20 protein-coding genes and 1 tRNA gene are annotated in these 19,585 nt (G+C 57.5%); 10 read left to right on the top strand and 11 right to left on the bottom strand.

Annotated features, from left to right (window positions below):
- Position 1: 1 nt before the first annotated feature.
- The 3 genes from arfB to B30_RS01175 form a co-directional block, all read right to left on the bottom strand.
- On the bottom strand, positions 2-418 hold the full coding sequence (gene arfB, locus B30_RS01185; protein ID WP_009570143.1) for an alternative ribosome rescue aminoacyl-tRNA hydrolase ArfB: 417 nt from the start codon (positions 416-418) through the stop codon (positions 2-4).
- Positions 419-779: 361 nt separating this feature from the next.
- Positions 780-856 (bottom strand) — tRNA-Pro (locus tag B30_RS01180).
- Between the two features lie 48 nt (positions 857-904).
- On the bottom strand, positions 905-1,849 hold the full coding sequence (locus tag B30_RS01175; protein ID WP_040401790.1) for a DMT family transporter: 945 nt from the start codon (positions 1,847-1,849) through the stop codon (positions 905-907).
- A gap of 102 nt (positions 1,850-1,951) precedes the next feature.
- Between B30_RS01175 and B30_RS01170 the strand changes: the two genes are divergently transcribed.
- The gene (locus tag B30_RS01170; protein WP_009570141.1) at positions 1,952-2,236 is read left to right on the top strand and encodes a hypothetical protein; all 285 of its coding nucleotides are present in this window, start codon (positions 1,952-1,954) and stop codon (positions 2,234-2,236) included.
- A 32-nt stretch (positions 2,237-2,268) separates the two neighbouring features.
- Here B30_RS01170 and B30_RS01165 read toward each other — a convergent pair whose 3' ends face one another.
- The 4 genes from B30_RS01165 to B30_RS01150 form a co-directional block, all read right to left on the bottom strand.
- Positions 2,269-3,090 (bottom strand): DUF2167 domain-containing protein, encoded by an 822-nt coding sequence (locus B30_RS01165; RefSeq protein WP_157789771.1) that lies wholly within the window; start codon positions 3,088-3,090, stop codon positions 2,269-2,271.
- A gap of 223 nt (positions 3,091-3,313) precedes the next feature.
- Positions 3,314-4,417, bottom strand: a complete 1,104-nt coding sequence (leuB, locus tag B30_RS01160) for a 3-isopropylmalate dehydrogenase (RefSeq protein WP_009570139.1) — start codon at positions 4,415-4,417, stop codon at positions 3,314-3,316.
- Between the two features lie 58 nt (positions 4,418-4,475).
- The gene (locus B30_RS01155) at positions 4,476-5,528 is read right to left on the bottom strand and encodes an endonuclease/exonuclease/phosphatase family protein (RefSeq protein ID WP_009570138.1); all 1,053 of its coding nucleotides are present in this window, start codon (positions 5,526-5,528) and stop codon (positions 4,476-4,478) included.
- Positions 5,525-6,361 (bottom strand): hypothetical protein, encoded by an 837-nt coding sequence (locus tag B30_RS01150; RefSeq protein WP_040401788.1) that lies wholly within the window; start codon positions 6,359-6,361, stop codon positions 5,525-5,527. Before B30_RS01150 ends, B30_RS01155 begins: the two co-directional genes overlap by 4 nt.
- A gap of 363 nt (positions 6,362-6,724) precedes the next feature.
- Here B30_RS01150 and B30_RS01145 point away from each other — a divergent pair, with 363 nt between their 5' ends.
- The 3 genes from B30_RS01145 (at position 6,725) to B30_RS01135 (ending at position 8,575) form a co-directional block, all read left to right on the top strand.
- Entirely contained in the window at positions 6,725-7,378 is a 654-nt protein-coding gene (locus B30_RS01145; protein WP_009570136.1) for a CoA transferase subunit A, read from the top strand.
- A gap of 11 nt (positions 7,379-7,389) precedes the next feature.
- A complete protein-coding gene (locus tag B30_RS01140) occupies positions 7,390-8,046 on the top strand; it encodes a 3-oxoacid CoA-transferase subunit B (protein WP_009570135.1) in 657 nt (218 codons plus the stop codon).
- 289 nt (positions 8,047-8,335) lie between these two features.
- Positions 8,336-8,575, top strand: a complete 240-nt coding sequence (locus tag B30_RS01135) for a calcium-binding EF-hand (protein WP_009570134.1) — start codon at positions 8,336-8,338, stop codon at positions 8,573-8,575.
- Between the two features lie 40 nt (positions 8,576-8,615).
- Here the strand turns inward: B30_RS01135 and B30_RS01130 are convergent, their stop codons facing one another.
- The 4 genes from B30_RS01130 to leuC form a co-directional block, all read right to left on the bottom strand.
- The gene (locus B30_RS01130) at positions 8,616-9,134 is read right to left on the bottom strand and encodes an HdeD family acid-resistance protein (protein WP_009570133.1); all 519 of its coding nucleotides are present in this window, start codon (positions 9,132-9,134) and stop codon (positions 8,616-8,618) included.
- Positions 9,135-9,250: 116 nt separating this feature from the next.
- Entirely contained in the window at positions 9,251-9,856 is a 606-nt protein-coding gene (leuD, locus tag B30_RS01125; RefSeq protein ID WP_009570132.1) for a 3-isopropylmalate dehydratase small subunit, read from the bottom strand.
- A 14-nt stretch (positions 9,857-9,870) separates the two neighbouring features.
- Entirely contained in the window at positions 9,871-11,409 is a 1,539-nt protein-coding gene (locus B30_RS21220; protein WP_009570131.1) for a sialate O-acetylesterase, read from the bottom strand.
- A gap of 18 nt (positions 11,410-11,427) precedes the next feature.
- Complete coding sequence (gene leuC / locus B30_RS01115; protein ID WP_009570130.1) at positions 11,428-12,837, bottom strand: 3-isopropylmalate dehydratase large subunit; 1,410 nt, start codon at positions 12,835-12,837, stop codon at positions 11,428-11,430.
- A 279-nt stretch (positions 12,838-13,116) separates the two neighbouring features.
- Between leuC and B30_RS01110 the strand changes: the two genes are divergently transcribed.
- From B30_RS01110 to B30_RS01085, 6 genes are all read left to right on the top strand, one after another.
- Positions 13,117-14,433, top strand: coding sequence for a mechanosensitive ion channel family protein (locus B30_RS01110; RefSeq protein WP_009570129.1), 1,317 nt, complete (start codon positions 13,117-13,119; stop codon positions 14,431-14,433).
- Between the two features lie 152 nt (positions 14,434-14,585).
- The gene (rsfS, locus tag B30_RS01105) at positions 14,586-14,975 is read left to right on the top strand and encodes a ribosome silencing factor (protein WP_009570128.1); all 390 of its coding nucleotides are present in this window, start codon (positions 14,586-14,588) and stop codon (positions 14,973-14,975) included.
- The gene (gene rlmH / locus B30_RS01100) at positions 14,975-15,445 is read left to right on the top strand and encodes a 23S rRNA (pseudouridine(1915)-N(3))-methyltransferase RlmH (protein ID WP_009570127.1); all 471 of its coding nucleotides are present in this window, start codon (positions 14,975-14,977) and stop codon (positions 15,443-15,445) included. The genes rsfS and rlmH overlap by 1 nt, the downstream gene beginning before the upstream one ends.
- A gap of 103 nt (positions 15,446-15,548) precedes the next feature.
- Positions 15,549-17,075 carry a 2,3-bisphosphoglycerate-independent phosphoglycerate mutase gene (gene gpmI, locus B30_RS01095; RefSeq protein ID WP_009570126.1) on the top strand — a complete coding sequence of 509 codons (1,527 nt, stop codon included), beginning with the start codon at positions 15,549-15,551 and terminating at the stop codon, positions 17,073-17,075.
- Complete coding sequence (locus tag B30_RS01090; protein WP_009570125.1) at positions 17,072-18,205, top strand: murein hydrolase activator EnvC family protein; 1,134 nt, start codon at positions 17,072-17,074, stop codon at positions 18,203-18,205. The genes gpmI and B30_RS01090 overlap by 4 nt, the downstream gene beginning before the upstream one ends.
- A gap of 42 nt (positions 18,206-18,247) precedes the next feature.
- Positions 18,248-19,573, top strand: coding sequence for a S41 family peptidase (locus tag B30_RS01085; protein WP_009570124.1), 1,326 nt, complete (start codon positions 18,248-18,250; stop codon positions 19,571-19,573).
- The last annotated feature ends 12 nt before the right edge of the window (positions 19,574-19,585 follow it).

Raw genomic sequence — 19,585 nt, 5'->3', positions numbered from 1 at the left:
TCTAGTCGACCCGCCCCCGCAGCGCCTTCACCTCCCCCCGGACCTTCTTCGCCTTGATTCGTCGTTCGACACTGCCGCGGGTGGGCTTGGTCTTGACCCGGAACTTCGGTTTTTCCGCCGCCTGTTTGATCAGCTCCACCAATCGCTCCCGCACGATCTCGCGGTTGCGGGCTTGGTGGCGGGTTTCGTCGCAGAACATCACCAGAGCGCCGTCTTTGGTCCAGCGCCGCCCCGCCAAGCGCCGCAATCGGTTTTTCACTGGCTCCGGCAAGGACGGCGAGCGCGCCGCTTCGAACCGTAGTTCCACGGCTGTTGAGACCTTGTTCACATTTTGCCCGCCGGGACCGGAGGCGCGCACGAATTGCTCAGTGATCTCCCAATCGGCAATTTCGATTTTATCGGTGACAAACAGGGGCATGGCGGGGTCCGTGTGAGAGGCGAAGGTGGCAAAACCCAAAGGCCGCCCGCGGGCGAGCAGAGCTTGGGGTTTATTTGGTGACCTCGGCCGGGTCGTTTGTCCAATGCTTTCTCTCGAAAAGGGCAAACACGCGCAAGTCGACATCCGCGCTGCCCAAAAATGTCCGGTCAAACTGATGTGTATCGGTATCCCCCTCTTTTTCGTGTAGAAGGTCGGCAGGCTGCAAATCGTAGCCTATGTCAGTGTCCGATTTTCGGGGGGTAGCTCAGTCAGCAAGACATGCGGGAGGCGAATACTTGTGAAGAAAGGAAAGATTCAGTGCCATAAAGGCAGAGTTCAGTGAACTCGACAAAGGTTACATTGGTCGGGCTGAGAGGATTCGAACCTCCGACCCCCTGCTCCCGAAGCAGGTGCGCTACCAGGCTGCGCTACAGCCCGACCGTGACGGGCGGGATATAGCGACTTGCGCGGATTTGCAAGGGCCAATTAGCGCTGTTTTACACGGCGAATAAAGGGCGAGATTCGAAAGGAGGCGGCGGAGGAGGCCCGCGAGCGGGTTCTGAGCACGGGCGTATTTTCCGAATGCCCGCCCCGCGATTCCCGGAACACGATGTAAAGACCAGACAGGATGATGATCCCGGCGCCGATCACCGTGGGCATATCGACGGTTTCGCCGAAGATAAAATAGCCAAAAATCGTTGCCCAGATGATCTGGGAGTACTGCATCGGTGCCACGACCGCAGCCTCTGAGGCGCGGTACGCCAAGATCAAAATCACCCCGCCGGTGAAGCCCAATAGCGACACCATGCCGACACCGCCGAGGTCCAAAAGCGGTAGGGGTTTGTAGAAAAAGATCATCATCGCCCCCATGACGACGAAATTGGCGATCAGAGGGTAGAGCATCAAGACAGCGGTACGTTCTTCGCGGCCGACTTTGCGCACCACGATGGAGGCAAACGCGCCAAAAAAGGCACAGGACAGCGCCGCCATATGGCCTAGCGTGAACGCTGTTCCTCCGGGGCGCAACACGACCAGCACTCCGATCAGCCCTGCAACGACAGCGGCCCAACGGTGAAATCCCACTTTTTCACCCAAGATCGGAATGGACAGGATGGTGATGACAAGGGGGGTGGCAAAGATCAGGGCGTAAACCTGCGCCAGCGGCAAAACGGAAAAGGCATAAAAGGCAGCGACGGTGTTGATCATGGCCGCCATGGTCCGAAGTAGGGTCCACAACGGATACACCGGGCGCAAATGCCCCTCCGTGCGGTCGCGGATCAGCATGAACATCACCAGCGGAAAAGAGAACAGTGTTGAGAAAAAGATGATCTGAAACGGCGCATAAACACCGCCTAGGAATTTGATCACCACGTCATGGGTTGAAAAAATGGCAAAAGCCGCAAGGGCGTAAATTGCGCCTGTGATATTCATAAGATCATCCCACTTGCTGTTTGCGCTATCAATAGGCCGGATTTCAAAACACACAAGGGTGCAACCCTTGTCACGCGCATACATCAGCCCCACATGAGGCAGATGTATCGCACACATAAATCGGCAACCTGTTGTTACTGCGGCTCTAAAACCGTGCTGTCTTTCGGACAGGGTGCCCGGCATGAATTACAATGTAAAGCCTGCGGCGCGCCTTTGTCGCGGCTCAAGGCGCTGCACACAGATCATGTCAAAGACCCGTTTATTGTCAGTGGGAAAAAACGGCCCTCTCCTGAGCAGGCGCGCAAAAAGAAGGGAAAGAAAAAACAAAAATCCATCGCCCATCGGCTGTTTGATGCTGCTGAGGATGTGTTTGATCTGTTTGATTAAAGCGCTGCTAGTACCGCTTTGCGCACTTCACCTCACGATGATTTACGTTTGAAGATCTTGTTCTTGAGCGCGGCAAAGCCAAGAAACAAAAGCACCCAGCCCTTTTTCATAAACACAAGAGTCGCGGCCAAAAAGCCCGCCTTTGCCGCCACTTTACCGGCAATCAAACCGCCGATCCCAATCGCGGCAACCGTGTCGAGGGAAGGATCAAAATCGACGTAGCGCTGGCCAACTGTGAAGTGGGTCATGGCAATCAGATCAGGGGCAGCCGCTTTGATACTGTCGATTTGATCCATCGACCCGATCACCGACATGACCAACACGCCTTTGCGTCCAAGTGCGCGAATGTCGTAATTGACGGTATGATCCTCGACCCCATCAAAGGACAATTCTCTCGCCCAATAGAGCTTTTTGCTTTCGGCGTCGTAATGCGGCGGCTCGGCCCAACCGACAAGATCGACCGTACCATAGCCAAGCTCTTCACGCTCCTTGTTGGCGGTAAGCATATCCTTTTGCATATCGCGCAGCAATTCATCGTAATTGTAAGAGGCCGCATCTTCGTCAGAAACAAACCCAATCGGGTCATAGTTGAGCAACATGCCCCATGCGTCCCATTCCAGCGGCAGATACTCCGCAGGGAACACCATCCCCAAGGACAGGTCGCGCGGTGGATTGCCCCAAAGCTCCTCAAGCACATATTTCGAGTCTTCTGGGCCGAAGTAGTAATACGCGTCCCCCAATTCCAAAACGGCTTGCGAGCCGGGTAGCGTGATGGTGCCTGTTTGGTAATCCAGCCCCTTTTGCAGCGCCAACCAGTCCTCTTGCTCTTGGGTCAAACCATCGAGCTCAATCATGGGGAACATATCTTCAAGCGACTTGGCTTGCGCCATCGAACAAGACAGAAAAAGGATGCCGCAGAGGGCGGAAATGCGTTCTAAATATCCCACAATATATCTCACAAAAATTTGATCTCGGGCGCGAAACTAACATGGGTTTCTCAAATTCATAGCCAAAGAGTGGCCGTTTTCACAAAAAAGGGCGCCACATGGGCGCCCTCTCCGTCAACTCTTTGATCGTTCAAAGCGACGCGTTCAGCGCCTCGATGATCTTGTCGCCCATCTCGGAGGTGGTCACAGGCGTTGCGCCCTCTTCCCCCAAAAGATCCGCGGTGCGCACACCATCGGCCAGTACTTTTTCAATCGCGGTTTCCAAACGCGTGGCCTCAGCGCCCTCGTCAAAGGAATAGCGCAGCGCCATGGCGAAGGAGAGGATACAAGCGATCGGGTTGGCCTTGCCTTGACCGGCGATGTCGGGAGCGGAGCCGTGTACCGGTTCGTACATGGCGCGCGGGCGGCCATTGGCCATCGGAGCCCCCAAGGAGGCGGAGGGCAACATGCCAAGTGAGCCGGTGAGCATCGCCGCACAATCGGACAGGATGTCACCGAACAGGTTATCGGTCACGATGACGTCGAACTGTTTCGGCGCACGCACCAACTGCATCGCGCCATTGTCGGCATACATGTGGCTGACAGCAACCTCAGGGTAATCTTTGGCCACCTCTTCGACGACTTCACGCCACAGAATGCCAGATTCCATCACATTGGCTTTTTCCATCGAGCACAATTTCTTGCTCCGCTTCATCGCCAATTCAAAAGCCGCAATCGCCACGCGGCGGATTTCGGATTCGGTGTAGCGCTGGGTGTTGATGCCAACACGCTCGTTGCCCTCGGTGATGATACCACGCGGCTCACCGAAATAGATGCCCGAGGTCAATTCGCGCACGATCATGATGTCGAGACCAGCAACAATGTCTTTTTTCAGCGACGAGAAATCGGCCAGCGCGTCGAAACACTGTGCCGGGCGCAGATTGGCGAACAAGTCCAATTCCTTGCGCAGCCGCAACAGCCCGCGTTCGGGTTTCACCGAGAAATCAAGCACATCGTATTTCGGACCACCCACGGCGCCCAACAAGACGGCATCGACCTCATGGGCCTTTGCCATGGTTTCATCGGCCAAAGGCACGCCATGTTTGTCATAGGCCGCGCCCCCCACGAGGTCCATTGAGACATCAAAGTTCAGGCCGCGCTTGTCGCCGTACCAGTCAATGATTTTGACGACTTCGGCCATCACTTCGGGGCCAATACCATCGCCGGGCAGAATGAGGAGAGAGGGCGTGCTCATATCGCATCGAGTCCTTATTTTTAGGGTCGACCCGGCGTAACGGACCGCTGCGCGGACGTCAAGGAATCCGCGCGAGATCGACCCAGACAAGCCCATGCCGAAACGGGGTTTCCAAACCGTCCGCCGGAGCCCAAGCCACCCCTGCGTCGATGACATGAAGCGCCTTAGACGGCAGCACATAATCGACCCGCAAATTGCCGGGCACAGGGTCACTCCAATCGGCGGTGTCCAAGGTCGGATCACCCAGATGATCGGGGGTGGCGATCATAGCGCCAAAATCAGAGCGCGGTTTTGGGTCTTGCAGGCGCGGATCGGACAGCAGCGCCACCATATCCACCCGCAACCCATCGCCATCTGAGGGATCAAGGTTGCTGTCGCCAAGGATCACAAAAGGCGCATCGGGTGGCGGCAGAGCCAGCGCGCCATCGAGGTACAATTGCCAAAATCGGGTTTCGTCGGCATTGCGCCGGCCATTGCGATCATCTTCGCCATCAAACACCGGCGAGGTGGCGGCATAGGTGAACAGATGCAGCGGCGCGTCGTTCCAAACCACAGGAATGTCCCAATGGGCATGAGACGAGAGGCGCAAAACGTCCAAATCTTTGGGCTCAAAATAGCCCTCAGGGATACGTGCGCGCGGTAGATCCCGCCACAGCATTTCGGAAAAGTCGCGGATGCCATCGACATCAATCGGCAAGCGCGACAAAAACGCGATGCCGCCCTGCCCGGTGAATTCGCCGTAAGATTGCGCATCTTCCGGTTCACCAAACCGTCCGTCTTTGTCCATGTCGATGCCCGTTGACCGGCCGGAATTGCCGGAGCGGGTGAAGAGGTACGGATAATCCAGATCGCGGGCGAATTGCGCCAAGGCGTGACCATCAAGGTCGGTGTCAAACCCAACGAGCAGCAGGACATCTGGAGACAGGGCTTTGATGTGAGATTGGGCGGCGAGGATGTGCGCGTCATCGCCTTTCAGGATGTCGCGCAACAAAACCCCCGGCCCGTTGCGCGTCAATTCAACGGTCCATGTTGCCACGCGCAGCCGATCTTGCGCCTGACCCACAAGCGGCCAAACCGCAAGGCACAGAGCAAGGAAAAGGCGGCAGGTCACACCAGTTGATGTTCGAAATCGGCCCGCGCGTAGGTCTGACGCCGCTTTTCGGCGATCATCGAGGCCACACGCTCCATGGCGATGCCGCGCATGAACAAAGAGGATGGCAAAAACGCCCATGCGGCCACGGTCCAGATCAAGGATTGGTCGTTGGTGACACTCAAACCACCGAACAGGTTCGAGGCCGATTGTATCACGGCTGGGATCAGGAAAGGCAACAGGAAGCCAATCACAATGTTGATCCGCGCATCGCGTTTGAGACGTGCAATCACGTCGCCACCGGCGGTGGGATCGAAGGTGGGCAGGTTGATCCAGACATTAAACGAGCCGGATTTGGAGGGCCAATGGCCAAGCCGCAAAATGATCACAAAGACTGACAAGGCGACCAAGGAGATGAGATAGCTGAGGCCAGCGGCTTCGCGCATCATCTCAACCTCGCTCAAAGACGCGCCTTCGGGCAGGGCAAGCAACATGAGCCGCACCGGAGAGTAGGGGAAATCGAGCACATAGCCGATCAAAGCCCCCACTGAGGTCACGAAATCGGTGGCGATTGTGGGTTCGGCGGTTCCACGAAAAATCAATGTGAGCAACAGGACGGTGAGAAACAGCGCCCCAAACCGCACACGATTGAACGGCGGTGCATCGCGAAATTCGACAAGACCCGGATAGGCGGAGACATATTCGAAAAAGGTCAGAGCCGCGCCGAACAGCGCCACGAGGGCAACGATCTGCGCGCCATCAGCGGATACATTCGGCAGCAAGATCGACGGCGTTGTGATCAGCATGACCACCAACACCGCACGCACAATCGCTCCCAGGATGCGATATATCACTGCCCATTTCCCTTCAAACTGGTCGAGTGCGATACGATGCCGCTCTCTTTTCCCATTTTGATCCCGCCAAATATGGCCAACTGCCTCAATCTTGCCCAACTTTTGCCTTCTTTCATCTGCTCCAGCAAGGAATGGTTAAGGTTAATGGGGCAATTGGGGCCGTTTCGTGAACAAAGCGGTGCGATTTTACATCATTTTTCGCGAGCCTATGGGGGGTAAGCGAAGCCTCCACAATATGCTGTGTGCCTGCTCAGTCATCGTTTCACCGCCCTTGGTCTTTTGCACCATGTTGACCGAGCGCATGGAAATGATCACCGATCCGTGATTTGATCACGTTGAAAATGGAAAGAGAGGGAGGAAACCATGCATCTTGCCATATCGCTCCATGACGCGGTCGATCTGATCCCGGATGGGGCCTCTGTGATGCTGTCTGGATTTATGGGCGTGGGCGTCCCCGACGGGATCGTTCATGCGCTGGCAGAGGCTGGCAAAAAAGACCTGACCCTGATTTCAAATGACACGGCGCGGGACACCTCCGGGCCGGGGCCGCTGTTTGCCGCGCATTGCGTCAAGAAACTGATCTGTAGCCATATGGGGCTGAACACCATCGTTCAGGCGCAATATGCTTCGGGTGAGTTGGAGGTGGAATTGGTGCCGCAGGGCACATTGGTCGAACGCATTCGCGCGGCGGGTGTGGGGCTTGGCGGTATTTTGACACCGACGGGTGTGGGTACATTGGTGGCCGAGGGCAAGCAGATCATCGAGGTTGATGGCAAAGAGTATTTGCTCGAACTGCCGCTCTCCGCCGATTTTGCCCTGATCGCTGCGCGCTCCTGCGACTATGTTGGTAACCTGTCCTATATGCTCACCGCCACCAATTTTAACCCGATCATGGCGCTCGCAGGTCGCACCGTGATTTGCGAACCCGAAGAGATCGTGCCCGTCGGGGTGATCCCGCCCGATGCGGTCAAAACCCCCGGCGTTCTCGTCGATCATGTCATCCGATCCACGACGTAAGGAGGCACATCATGGACCCCAAAGCCCTTATCGCCCGCCGCGTGGCGCAGGAGATTGAGCCCAACACATTGGTGAACCTCGGCATCGGCATTCCCACGCTTGTGTCTGATTATCTTGACGAAGACATGGGGGTGTTCTTTCAGGCCGAAAATGGCGCAGTCGGGATGGGCCATCGCCCGCCCGAAGGCATGAGCGACCGCCACTTGACCGATGCGGGTGGCAGGTTTGTGTCGTTCGTGCCGGGCGCATCGACGATTGATTCCGCTTTTTCCTTTGGTTTGATCCGGGGTGGGCATCTTGATCTGACCGTGCTTGGCGCGCTTCAGGTCGATGAGGCCGGGCATCTCGCCAACTGGACCATTCCCGGGCAGTACACGCCCGGCATGGGCGGGGCGATGGATTTGGTGACAGGCGCGAAAAAGGTGATTGTTGCGATGCAGCACCGGGCCAAAGGCGAGGCCAAAATCCTGCGTGAATGCACCCTGCCGCTGACCTCGCAACGTCGGGTCGATTTGATCGTCACCGAGCTTGGCGTGTTCAAACCCGAAGACGACGGCCTGCATTTGATTGAACGCGCGCCAAACGTGACGCTTGAGATGATCCTTGCGATGACAGAGGCCAGACTCATTCACGCCGCAGATGTGCCGGAAATGCATGTAGGCTGTTGAAGGCCGACTGGAGGATCGATTGATTTTATCAAGGGGGGCTTTTGCCCCCGTCCTCATGCTGGCGTCATCTCGCCGATTTTCGGCTTCAAACGCTGCCTATTCGCTAAAAGCTGCCGAAAAATGCGCAAGATGTTGCGCGGTTATGGCGAGCTTGTGCGCAAAATATTTCAATATTTTGAAGCTCTTGCGTCCTTTCCACATAGACGTATCTCTCAGGGCAGCGGTTCAAAACCGTTTCAATTTGCCCGCAAAAGTGACGCGGGTGCCATACACTGAAAGGACACATGACATGACACGTATCGCTTTGACTTTTGGCGCACTGACTTTGCTCGCAGCCCCGGCTTTCGCGCAGATGACGCTCATGGATGCCGATGAAAATGGCACTTATTCCATGGAGGAAATGCTGATGGCCTATCCCGACATGACGGAAGACACCTTTGCAGCGATCGACACGGATGAGAGTGGGGAAGTGTCCATTGAAGAATTGGCCACGGCGCAAACCGAGGGTCTGCTTCCGCCGATGGAATAAAAGGACTGGATGCGGCGGCCTGTAAGGGTCGCCGTTTCCGTCAGGAGCGATGGCTGCGCAGGAACAACCCGAACCCGACGAGACCCGCGCCATTCACCAAAAGCTCAATGCCAAGCAAGATGCCCAAAAGCGACAGCGACACGGCGGCAAAATTGGCAAAGATATAGCCAGCCAACAGGACGGTCACAGCACCCGACAAGAGCATGGCCCAAAAGAACCGCGTCTGCCGCATTTGCCATGACATCACCAACCGGATCACGCCGGAGGCCATAAGAAAGGCCATGACCACCATGGTCAGAGACAGGGTGCCCTCAACCGGATTGGCAATGAAACTCACCCCGATCATCAGGCTGATCAACCCCCAAAGCAGGCTGAAGATACGGTGCCCTCCGGCCTCGGCGGAAAAGCCGGCCCAAAGTTGCGCCGCACCTGTGATGGCGAACAGCGTGCCAAGAAGGATCGTGATGGCCAGCGAGGCGATCACCGCATTGCCCAGCGCCAAGACGCCGAAGAGAAAGGTCAAAGCACCAAGACCGACCCAAGTTTTCCAATTGATCATAGCGTCCTCCATGGGGTTGCGGATTTTAGCCTAGATATAGACACTCAGGGACAAATTAAAACGGCGACCCGAGGGGCCGCCGCTTCAAATCTGTCGTGATGGTCTTTAAGCCGCGCTTAGACCCAAGGACGTTCCTGCGCCATTTTGACTTCATACGCGTCGATGTCTTTGACATTCGCCATGGTCAGGCCGATGTCATCGAGCCCTTCCAACAGGCAATGCTTTTTGAACGCATCGACTTCAAACGGGAACTCCTGGCCGTCCGAGGTGGTCACGGTCTGAGCCTCAAGATCGACGGTCATCCGTGCGTTTGCGCCTTTTTCAGCATCGGACATCAACACGTCCACAACCTCTTGTGGCATCACAATCGGGAGGATGCCGTTTTTGAAAGAGTTGTTGTAAAAAATGTCGGCGAAAGAGGTCGAGATGATGCATTTGATGCCAAAATCCGCCAAGGCCCAGGGCGCATGTTCGCGCGAGGAGCCACAGCCAAAGTTGTCACCGGCAACGATGACCTGAGCCTCACGATATTGCGGTTTGTTGAGCACGAAATCGGGGATTTCGTTGCGGTCGTCATCATAGCGCATCTCATCGAACAGATTCACACCCAGACCAGAGCGTTTGATCGTTTTGAGAAAGTTTTTGGGAATGATCATATCGGTGTCGATATTCACAAGCGGCATCGGTGCCGCGATGCCCGTGATCTTTTCAAATTTTTCCATGTCCACGAATCCTTTCAGGTCGTTTCACGCGCGGACAGTGTCTCGCGCAATTTTTTGAGTTTCCATTTGGGGCCACCGACCTCAAGGCAACGGTCAATGGCATAAAGAGCAAGACCCGGACGGCGCTCGGCGCTTTTGTTGGCCAGGGTCAGCCAGTAGATTTTGCTGTCACGTCGCCGCGCGCGCGCGGCTTTGCGGATGTCATTCACGGGCGGGCCGTCGTCAAACAGACCTTCAAACAGCAGAGGCAAGGATTTGCTGTCCAAAAGCCGCTGTGCCACTTGATGCGAGGCCAGCGGGATTTTGATCAGGGACCACGTGTCGTCGGTGTCAAACAGAGCGATTTGGTTGCGGTCCGCATTGAGCGGATCATAGAACACAAGCTTTTGCGCCGTTGGGGACACATGGTCCTCCATCCGGTGCACAAACCCGTCGATCCGTTTCGCCGCTTTGCTCCACCGTTTTTCCCAAGGTACAGTCGCCCGGTCGATGGAATATTGCGGCGCCACGGCCAAAACCCGATCTGCGGCCAAAGCCCCGGACAGTAAAAGCCCGCCATAAGCGCCCATTGAGGCCCCGTAGGTGACGAGTTTGGTCTCTTTGGGAATAAAGCCACGGATCGCCTTGGCCATCTCAAAGACCTCATCATCCTGAAACCAATTGGACATCCGCGCGCGGACATAGACCGCTGCTGTGCCGCGTTTGCGAAAGAACCTTTGGCCAAAGCCAGGTTCAGCAAAGCCATCGTCAGCCACCGCATGAGGCAGTGAGACCACGACGCCTGTCGGTGTCAGGGTCTCGCCCTCATACCAGGCGTGATACTGGTCGCTGGTCCAAAGCCATTGCCGGATCAACGCGCTGTCCTCAAAAGAAGACAGCGCATCGGCAAAGCGTTGCCCCAGTGCCGCAAGTCCAGAGGCCGTCAGATGAACGGCACCGGAACGATGCGCAAGATCGCGGGTTTCTACCGTTTTGAACGCCGTTACGTCGGCAGACGCCATTGCGTCGCGCACCAGATCAACGTGACCGCCCGGAGCCGTGATCAGCCCTGCCACAATCGGCAGATCGGGCACGCCGAGGTCTTGCCGCAAGCGTGCGACAAAACCTTCGAACCGCGTACCGTAAGCCTGTGCGTCCTCATGATCCAGGGCATCGCTTTCGCCCTGCATCCAGATCAAACCCCGCAACCGCACTGGTCCCGTGGCCATTGCGGCGCGCACCTCAGCCACCAAACGCTGGTAGAGCGGACCACCACGCCCCTCGGCAGACCAGCCGCGAGACAGGTAAGACCCGCCCTTGGCCAGTTTGACGATGGACAGCGGTCGTCCAGTCTGAACCTGCCACTGACGTGCAAAGCTCAGTTCGGGACCAAACCCCCGTTTCTGATAGCCCGCATCGACCGCCAGAGGCACCCAAGCCCCATTGGCCCAAATGCGCGCACCCTCAATCAGGCCCCGCTCGGTTTCAGCGAGATCATCCACACCAACCTTGTGGCCAGCCATGTTGCTTTGGCCAGCCATCAAGATCAGATCAGAAGGTGCGTGTTGCGCCATGCCCGTGGCCCAGGTTGCTTAGAGCATTTCACGCACGTCGGTCAGATGACCGGTGAGCGCCGCCGCCGCTGCCATGGCCGGGGACATCAAGTGGGTGCGTCCGCCGCGGCCTTGCCGGCCTTCAAAGTTGCGGTTCGAGGTCGCTGCACAGCGCTCGCCCGGCGCAAGTTGATCCGGGTTCATCGCCAAACACATGGAACACCCGGCCAGACGCCATTCAAAGCCCGCCTCGATAAAGATGTCGGCCAAGCCCTCTTCTTCGGCTTGCGCGCGGACAAGGCCGGACCCCGGAACGATCATCGCCCGCATGCCGTCTTTGATCTTTTTGCCCTTGAGGATCGCGGCGGCTGCACGCAAATCTTCGATCCGGCCATTGGTGCAAGACCCGATGAACACGGTGTCAATTTTGATGTCAGTCAGTTTCTGACCCGGCTCAATGCCCATGTAGTCGAGCGCGCGTTTGACCGCATCAACCTTGCCGCCGGTGAAATCGTCGGGCGAGGGCACGACTGCGGAGATCGGCAGCACGTCTTCGGGCGAGGTGCCCCAGGTCACAACCGGCTGAATGTCTTCGCCTTTCAGCGTCACAACCTTGTCAAAATGAGCGCCTTCGTCGGTGTAGAGTGTTTTCCACCAATTCAGAGCCGCCTCCCACTGCGCGCCTTTGGGGGCGTGCGGGCGACCTTTGACATAGTCAAACGTGGTTTCATCCGGCGCGATCAGACCCGCGCGTGCGCCGCCCTCAATCGCCATATTACAGACGGTCATGCGGCCTTCCATCGACAGATCGCGGATCGCTTCGCCGCAATACTCAATCACATAGCCAGTGCCGCCGCCGGTGCCGGTTTCGCCGATCACCGCCAAAGTGATGTCTTTCGCGGTCACGCCGGGCTTCAACTTGCCGGTGATTTCGACCTTCATGTTTTTGCCCTTGCGCTGGATCAGCGTCTGGGTGGCCAGAACATGTTCGACCTCGGAGGTGCCGATACCATGGGCCAGCGCGCCGAATGCGCCGTGAGTGGCGGTGTGGCTGTCGCCGCAGACCACGGTCATGCCGGGCAAGGTCCAACCCTGTTCCGGGCCAACGATGTGCACGATGCCCTGACGGATGTCAGACACCGGATAGTAATGCACGCCGAATTCCTTGGCGTTGGTGTCGAGCGCCTCAAGTTGGATGCGGCTCTCTTCATTGGCGATGATGCCAGACACGCGGTCCAACGTGGTCGGCACGTTGTGATCCGGCACGGCGATGGTTTTTTCCGGCGCACGGACTTTGCGACCGGTCATGCGCAGACCTTCAAAGGCCTGCGGGGACGTCACTTCGTGAACGAGGTGGCGGTCGATGTACAGCAAACAGGTGCCATCTGCGTCCTCGTGGGTCACATGGGCGTCCCAGATTTTATCATAGAGTGTCTTCGGGGCGGTCATTTCGCTCTCCCGTGGATATGTGAGTGAATTTTAGGAATATGGGTGGCGTGCGGACACACCTGTCCAGACCGCATCAAAGTCGGGCAAGGACTGAGCACATCGCTCCGAAGAAGCGCCAGGGCAACCAGGCCCGATCAGCGATTTCAAACATACGTTCCATGCGGTTCACATATAGATTGGCATTGAGTCCCGCAAGGGAGTTGACGCGTTGCGGGTGCGCTGCGCTTGCACGCTGGCGCTTTGCCGTGCCAAGCTGGCGCAAACACCAAAGGACCGCGCGTGGAACCGACCCAGATCACAGAGCTTTTGAACCAAACCGGTGACGATATCCTGGGGTTTCTCCAAGGCCTGCTCAGACGGTGGAACCTTTATCAGATCGGCATCACCCTTATGACGCTCGCTGGCGCGATCTTGATCGGGCGAATTCTCAGCGCCCGGATGCGCAATTGGATGCGCAGCTTGGAAGGTCGGCCAAAATGGCAATTGCGGCTGCTTTTGGCGGTGGAAAAGCGGCTGCCCTTGTTGGTTTGGGCGCTGCTCCTCTGGGCCGTCTACCTTGTGATGCACCAAATCACATGGCCCTCGCGCTCCTATTTGGTCGCCATCATCGCGCGGGTCGTCTCGGCGTGGTTCGCGGTGGAATTTGTGGTGCAACTGGTCCGCAACCGATCCTTGCGTCGCACGGTACGCTGGGGGCTATGGGCCTATGTGACGCTCTATTTCTTTGGTGGGTTGGACTGGGCGGCATCGTTTTTAGACAGCATCGCGGTGGAGTTTGGCGACTTTCGCCTCTCCGCCCTCTCGCTATTGAAAGCCCTGGTGGTGACGGGTCTTTTGGTCTCCTTTGCCCGCATCACCGCACGCCAAACCTCGACCCGCATTCGGCGCAACGAAGACATTTCACCCTCGATGCGCGAATTGATCATCAAAGGCGTTCAGGTGGCTCTCTATGGCGCCGCGTTTTTCATCGGGTTGAAAGCGGTCGGTTTTGATCTGACCGGGCTCGCGGTCTTGTCCGGGGCAATTGGTGTGGGACTTGGTTTTGGCTTGCAGAAAGTTGTGTCAAACCTCGTGTCCGGCGTGATCATCCTTTTGGACAAATCCATCAAACCCGGCGACGTGATTTCGCTGGGCGATACCTTTGGGTGGATCAACACGCTGGGCGCGCGCTATGCCTCGATCACCACCCGCGATGGCAAGGAGTTTTTGATCCCCAACGAAGATCTGATCACCGGGCAGGTGGTCAACTGGTCGCATACAAACGATTTTGTCCGTTTGGACATCTATTTTGGCACCGCTTATGGCGATGATCCGCACCAAGTTCGGCAAATCGCGATTGAGGCCGCCAAAGCCGTCAAACGGGTCCTGACCACCAAACCGCCCGTCTGTCATATCGTTGGTTTTGGCGACAACTCGGTGGATTACATCCTGAGGTTTTGGATCACGGACCCGACGGGCGGGCTGACCAATGTGCGCGGCGATGTCTATCTTTCGCTCTGGGATGCGTTCAAAGCCAATGGCATTTCCATCCCCTTCCCACAACGCGAAGTGCGGGTGTTGGAGGGCTCTCAGCTTGTCACAAAGGGGGTTGATTGATCGACGCGCAGGGTACATTGAGATTTACCTCTACTGATGCTATATTGACTATATGCCCAGCGCCGGGGCATGACGGCGCGCTTTGATAGGAGGACTATGTCCTGTCTCTACCTCAGACCGCAGCCCTTGACGCTGCACATTCGGAGATGCCCATGACAGGCGCAGCCTCTGAAAAATTTGGTGGCCAGAAATTGTTGAATTTCATCACCGACTTTCTTGACCAAGACAAAGCCGAAGACATCGTCACCATCAGCTTGCAGGGCAAGTCTGAGATGGCGGATTATATGGTGATCTGTTCCGGTCGCTCGACCCGTCAGGTCTCTGCCACCGCCGAAAAACTCTCCGCGGCCCTGAAAATGGAACACGAAGTGTTTTCGCGCATCGAAGGCAAAGATCAGGGCGATTGGGTTTTGATTGATGCGGGCGATGTGATTGTTCACATTTTCCGTCCCGAAGTCCGTGAGTTCTACCAGCTCGAAAAAATGTGGATGTCGGCAGAAGACGCCCGCGCTGCGTCGACGTCCAAACCGATCGAGAGCTGATGAAAGTTCACATCAATGCCGTGGGCCGGCTGCGTGCCGGTCCTGAAGCGGCGTTGATTGCAGATTACACCACCCGGTTCGACCGCACCGGGCGCGCGCTTGGCCTTGGGCCTTTGACCCTATCAGAGGTCGAGGACAAAAAGGGCGGCGGTATGAAAGCGGAAGCCGTGCTTTTGGAGCGGGCCTTGCCGAAAGGCGCGGTGATCGTGACCATGGATGAGCGTGGCAAACTGCTCTCCTCTCCTGAGTTTGCAGATAAATTAGCGAACTGGCGCGATGCCGGGCGCTCTGATGTGGCCTTTGTCATTGGCGGAGCCGACGGGATTGACCCATCGCTGCGCGCGCAGGCGGAGTTCTCGATCTCTTTGGGCAAAATGGTCTGGCCGCATATGCTGGTCCGCGCCATGCTCACCGAACAGCTTTACCGTGCCGCCTCTATTCTCGCCGGATCGCCCTATCATCGCGAATGATCCAAGTATTTTTGCTGCAATGAAGCCCTTGGTGGTTCAACAAGCGGTGACGGCACGTTAGATAGGGTGCAACTGCTTTGCTCTGTTTAGAAGGAAGCCCGTCATGGCCACACCGAAACCCGTCGTTCTTTGTATTCTCGATGGCTGGGGGATTGGCCCAACACCCGAGGCAAACGCCCCCGTTTTGGCCAAAACCCCAACCTTTGATCGGCTGATGGCAGAGTGTCCGCATGACACGTTGATCACATTTGGTCCGGATGTGGGCCTGCCGAGCGGGCAAATGGGCAACTCCGAGGTCGGTCACACCAATATCGGCGCAGGCCGGGTTGTGGCGATGGATTTGGGCCAGATTGATCTGGCGATCGAAGACGGGTCTTTCTTTCAAAACGCCGAAATTGTCGCCTTTGCCGAAAAGGTCAAAGCCGCGGGCGGCACCGCGCATTTGATGGGCGTGATCTCGGACGGTGGTGTGCATGGCCATATCGAACACACGCTGGCCGCCGCCAAGGCGATCACCGATCATGGCGTGCCGGTGATCATCCATGCCATCACCGATGGCCGCGATGTTGCGCCGCAATCCTCGGCAACATTCCTCCCTGATCTTGTGGCGCGCCTGCCCAAAGGGGCATCGGTCGGCACGGTCATTGGCCGCTATTACGCGATGGATCGCGACAATCGGTGGGAACGGGTGTCTCAGGCCTATTTCGCGATGATCAATGGCACAGGCGTTGAAACCGCCGCCACGGCCGCAGACGCCGTCACCGCCTCTTATGCGCGCGGTGAGCATGATGAGTTTATCAAAGCCACAGTGATTGGCGATTACGCGGGCGTCAAAGATGGCGATGGCTTTTTCTGTCTCAATTTCCGTGCCGACCGCGCCCGTGAAATCCTGCGCGCCATTGGCGAACCGGGGTTTGCCGAATTTGACACCGGCCCGCGCCCACGCCTGTCGGCATTCTTGGGCATGGTCGACTATTCCGCCAGCCACGGCGCCTATATGACCACCGCCTATCCAAAAAGCGACATCATCAACACGCTGGGCGAATGGGTCGCCAAGAAGGGGCTGAAACAATTCCGTTTGGCCGAGACCGAAAAATATCCGCATGTGACGTTTTTCCTCAATGGCGGCAAAGAGACGCCGGAGGTGGGCGAGGATCGGTTCATGCCGAAATCGCCAAAAGTCGCGACCTATGATTTGCAACCCGAGATGAGCGAGCCTGAGGTGGCCGAAAAATTCGTTTGGGCGATTGATGAGGGCTATGACCTGATCGTCACCAATTTTGCCAACCCCGATATGGTCGGTCACACGGGCATTTTGGAGGCCGCAATGGCCGCCTGTGAGGCGGTGGATGACGGTCTGGGCAAGGTTGTGGCCGAGCTTGAAAAGGTCGGGGGCGCGATGTTGGTGATCGCGGATCACGGCAATTGTGAAACCATGATTGATCCGATCACGGGTGGCCCTCACACCGCACACACCACCAACCCGGTTCCCGTGATCCTGTTCGGGGGTCCCAAAGGCGCGCGGTTGCGGTCGGGCGGGCGTTTGGCCGATGTGGCACCAACGATCCTTGAATTGATGGGGCTCGATCAGCCCGCTGAAATGACCGGTGAAAGTCTTATCGTCACATGAGACTGGGCGCTGTCGCAGTTTGTTTTGCGCTTCTGACCGGGGTTGCACTGGCGCAGGAGGATAGCCCCGCTGCGCTGGCCGAAGGGGCTGTGGCGCAATTCAATGCGGCGCATTCTGAATTGGAGGCGGCGCAATCTGCCGGGGATCGGGTCAAGGCCCTGACCCGTGTCGTGCGTGCCTATGAAGACGGGTTAGAGGCGATGCGCGCGGGGTTACGGCAAGTGTCCCTGCGCGAAGATGAGTTGGACCGTGAGTTTCAGGATGAAAGCGGCCAAGTCGCGCAACTTCTTGGCATTTTGATCAATCTCAAACCTGATGCCTCGCCAGAAGCCTTGGTGCATCCGACCGGTCCTTTGGGTCATGCGCGCGCGGGCATGTTGGTCTCTGCAATCACGCCCGCGATGCAGGCGGATGCGGATGCACTTCGGATCAAACTCGAAGAGGTCTCTATTTTGCGGGAATTGCAAGATGAGGCGCTTGAGACCCTGGCCCGAGGTCTCAAGGAGGCGCAACAGGCGCGCACCGACCTGTCTCAGGCGATGTCGGACCGCACCGACCTTCCGCGTCGGTTCAGCGCCGATCCCGATCGTTTAAAGACCCTGATTGACAGTTCCGAGACACTTGAGGCCTTTGCCTCCGGCCTTGCCGTGATGGATGTGGTGGATGGGATCAGCCCCTTGCCCGATCTGGATGCGGCAAAGGGCACGTGGCCGATGCCGGTCAGCGGCGTTTTCATCCGCGGCTATAAAGAACCCGATGCGGCGGGGGTGGCACGTCCGGGCTGGCTTTGGGCCACGCGGGCGCTGTCCTTGGTCTCAACGCCTTGGCCCGCCACCATCCGCTACAAGGGCGCGTTTCTGGACTACGGAAATGTGATCATACTTGAGCCCGGAAATGACGTATTGCTTGTTTTGGCAGGGCTTGATGAGGTCTACGGTGAAGTTGGCGAGGTGATCCCTGCTGGCACAGCCGTTGGCCTGATGGGCGGAGCTGCGCCGGATTTGGACGCCTTTGTGGAAAATGCCACTCAGGGCACTGGCGCAGGCCTGACAGAGACGCTTTATATAGAGGTCAGAGAAGGCGGAAAGCCGGTGAACCCGGAACAATGGTTCGCGAACGCACCGCTTTAGTCGATCAAGGGCCCGCATGGCGGGCGGGTGAGAGGAACAGGAATGAAGAAATATTTGATGGCGGGCGTGGCCGGTATCCTTGCAGGCACATTGATCTCGACGCAATTCGCCGGCCCGCTTTTGGCGCAAGAAGCCGAGAAGTCCAGCAACGTCTACGAGCAGCTTGATCTTTTTGGGGACGTGTTTGAACGCATCCGCGCGCAATATGTCGAAGAGGTTGACTCCGAAGAGCTGATCGAGGCGGCCATTGACGGCATGCTCTCTTCACTTGACCCGCATTCCTCCTATCTGTCCCCAAAAGACGCCGCCGATATGCGGGTGCAAACCTCCGGCTCCTTTGGCGGGCTTGGCATTGAGGTCACGCAAGAAGAGGGCTTTGTGAAAGTCGTCGCTCCGATGGACGGCACGCCCGCCGATATCGCAGGTGTCGAAACCGGCGATTATATCACCGCCGTGGATGGCAGCAGCGTGATGGGCATGACCCTTGATCAAACCGTGGAGTTGATGCGCGGGCCGGTTGGCTCCGAGATCGTCATCACCGTGGTGCGCGAGGGGGTTGAAGAGCCCTTCGACATCTCCATCATCCGCGACACGATCAAATTGACCGCCGTGCGCTCGCGCGTGGAAGATCATACCATCGTGCTGCGTGTCACCACATTCAACGAACAAACCTATCCGAACCTCGAAGATGGCCTGAAAAAAGGTGTCGAAGAACTGGGCGGCATGGCCAATGTCGATGGCATCGTCGTCGATTTGCGCAACAACCCCGGCGGGCTGTTGGATCAGGCGATCAAGGTCTCTGATGCTTTCCTGGAAGAGGGTGAAATCGTCTCGACCCGCGGCCGCACGCCCGAAGACAGCGAACGCGTCAATGCGCGTCCGGGCGATTTGGCCGAGGGCAAACCGATTGTCGTGCTGATCAATGGCGGCTCGGCCTCGGCCTCTGAAATCGTCTCGGGCGCTCTGCAAGATCACCATCGCGCGGTTGTTGTCGGGACGAAATCCTTTGGCAAAGGCTCGGTGCAAACGGTCATGCCGCTGCGCTCTGACGGGGCGATGCGCCTGACCACGGCGCGTTACTATACGCCGTCGGGTCGCTCGATTCAGGCGCTTGGCATTTCGCCCGACATCATCGTCGCACAGCCGCCGCGCCTGCCCGAAGCCGACGAGACGGCGGATGCGCCGAAGTTGCGTTCCGAGGCCGATCTGCGCGGGGCGCTCAACAACGACAGTTTCACCGAGGATGAGCGCCGCAAGATCGAAGAAGAACGCGCCGCCGCCGAAGAGTCCGCGAAATTGCGCGATGAGGATTTCCAACTTGCTTATGCGATCGACCTGCTGAAAGGCCTGTCGAAAATCGGCAATTGATCCTATGGAGAG

Source organism: Celeribacter baekdonensis B30 (assembly GCF_000299875.1).
GTDB lineage: Bacteria > Pseudomonadota > Alphaproteobacteria > Rhodobacterales > Rhodobacteraceae > Celeribacter > Celeribacter baekdonensis_A.
This window is presented reverse-complemented; position numbering and strand designations above follow the sequence as displayed.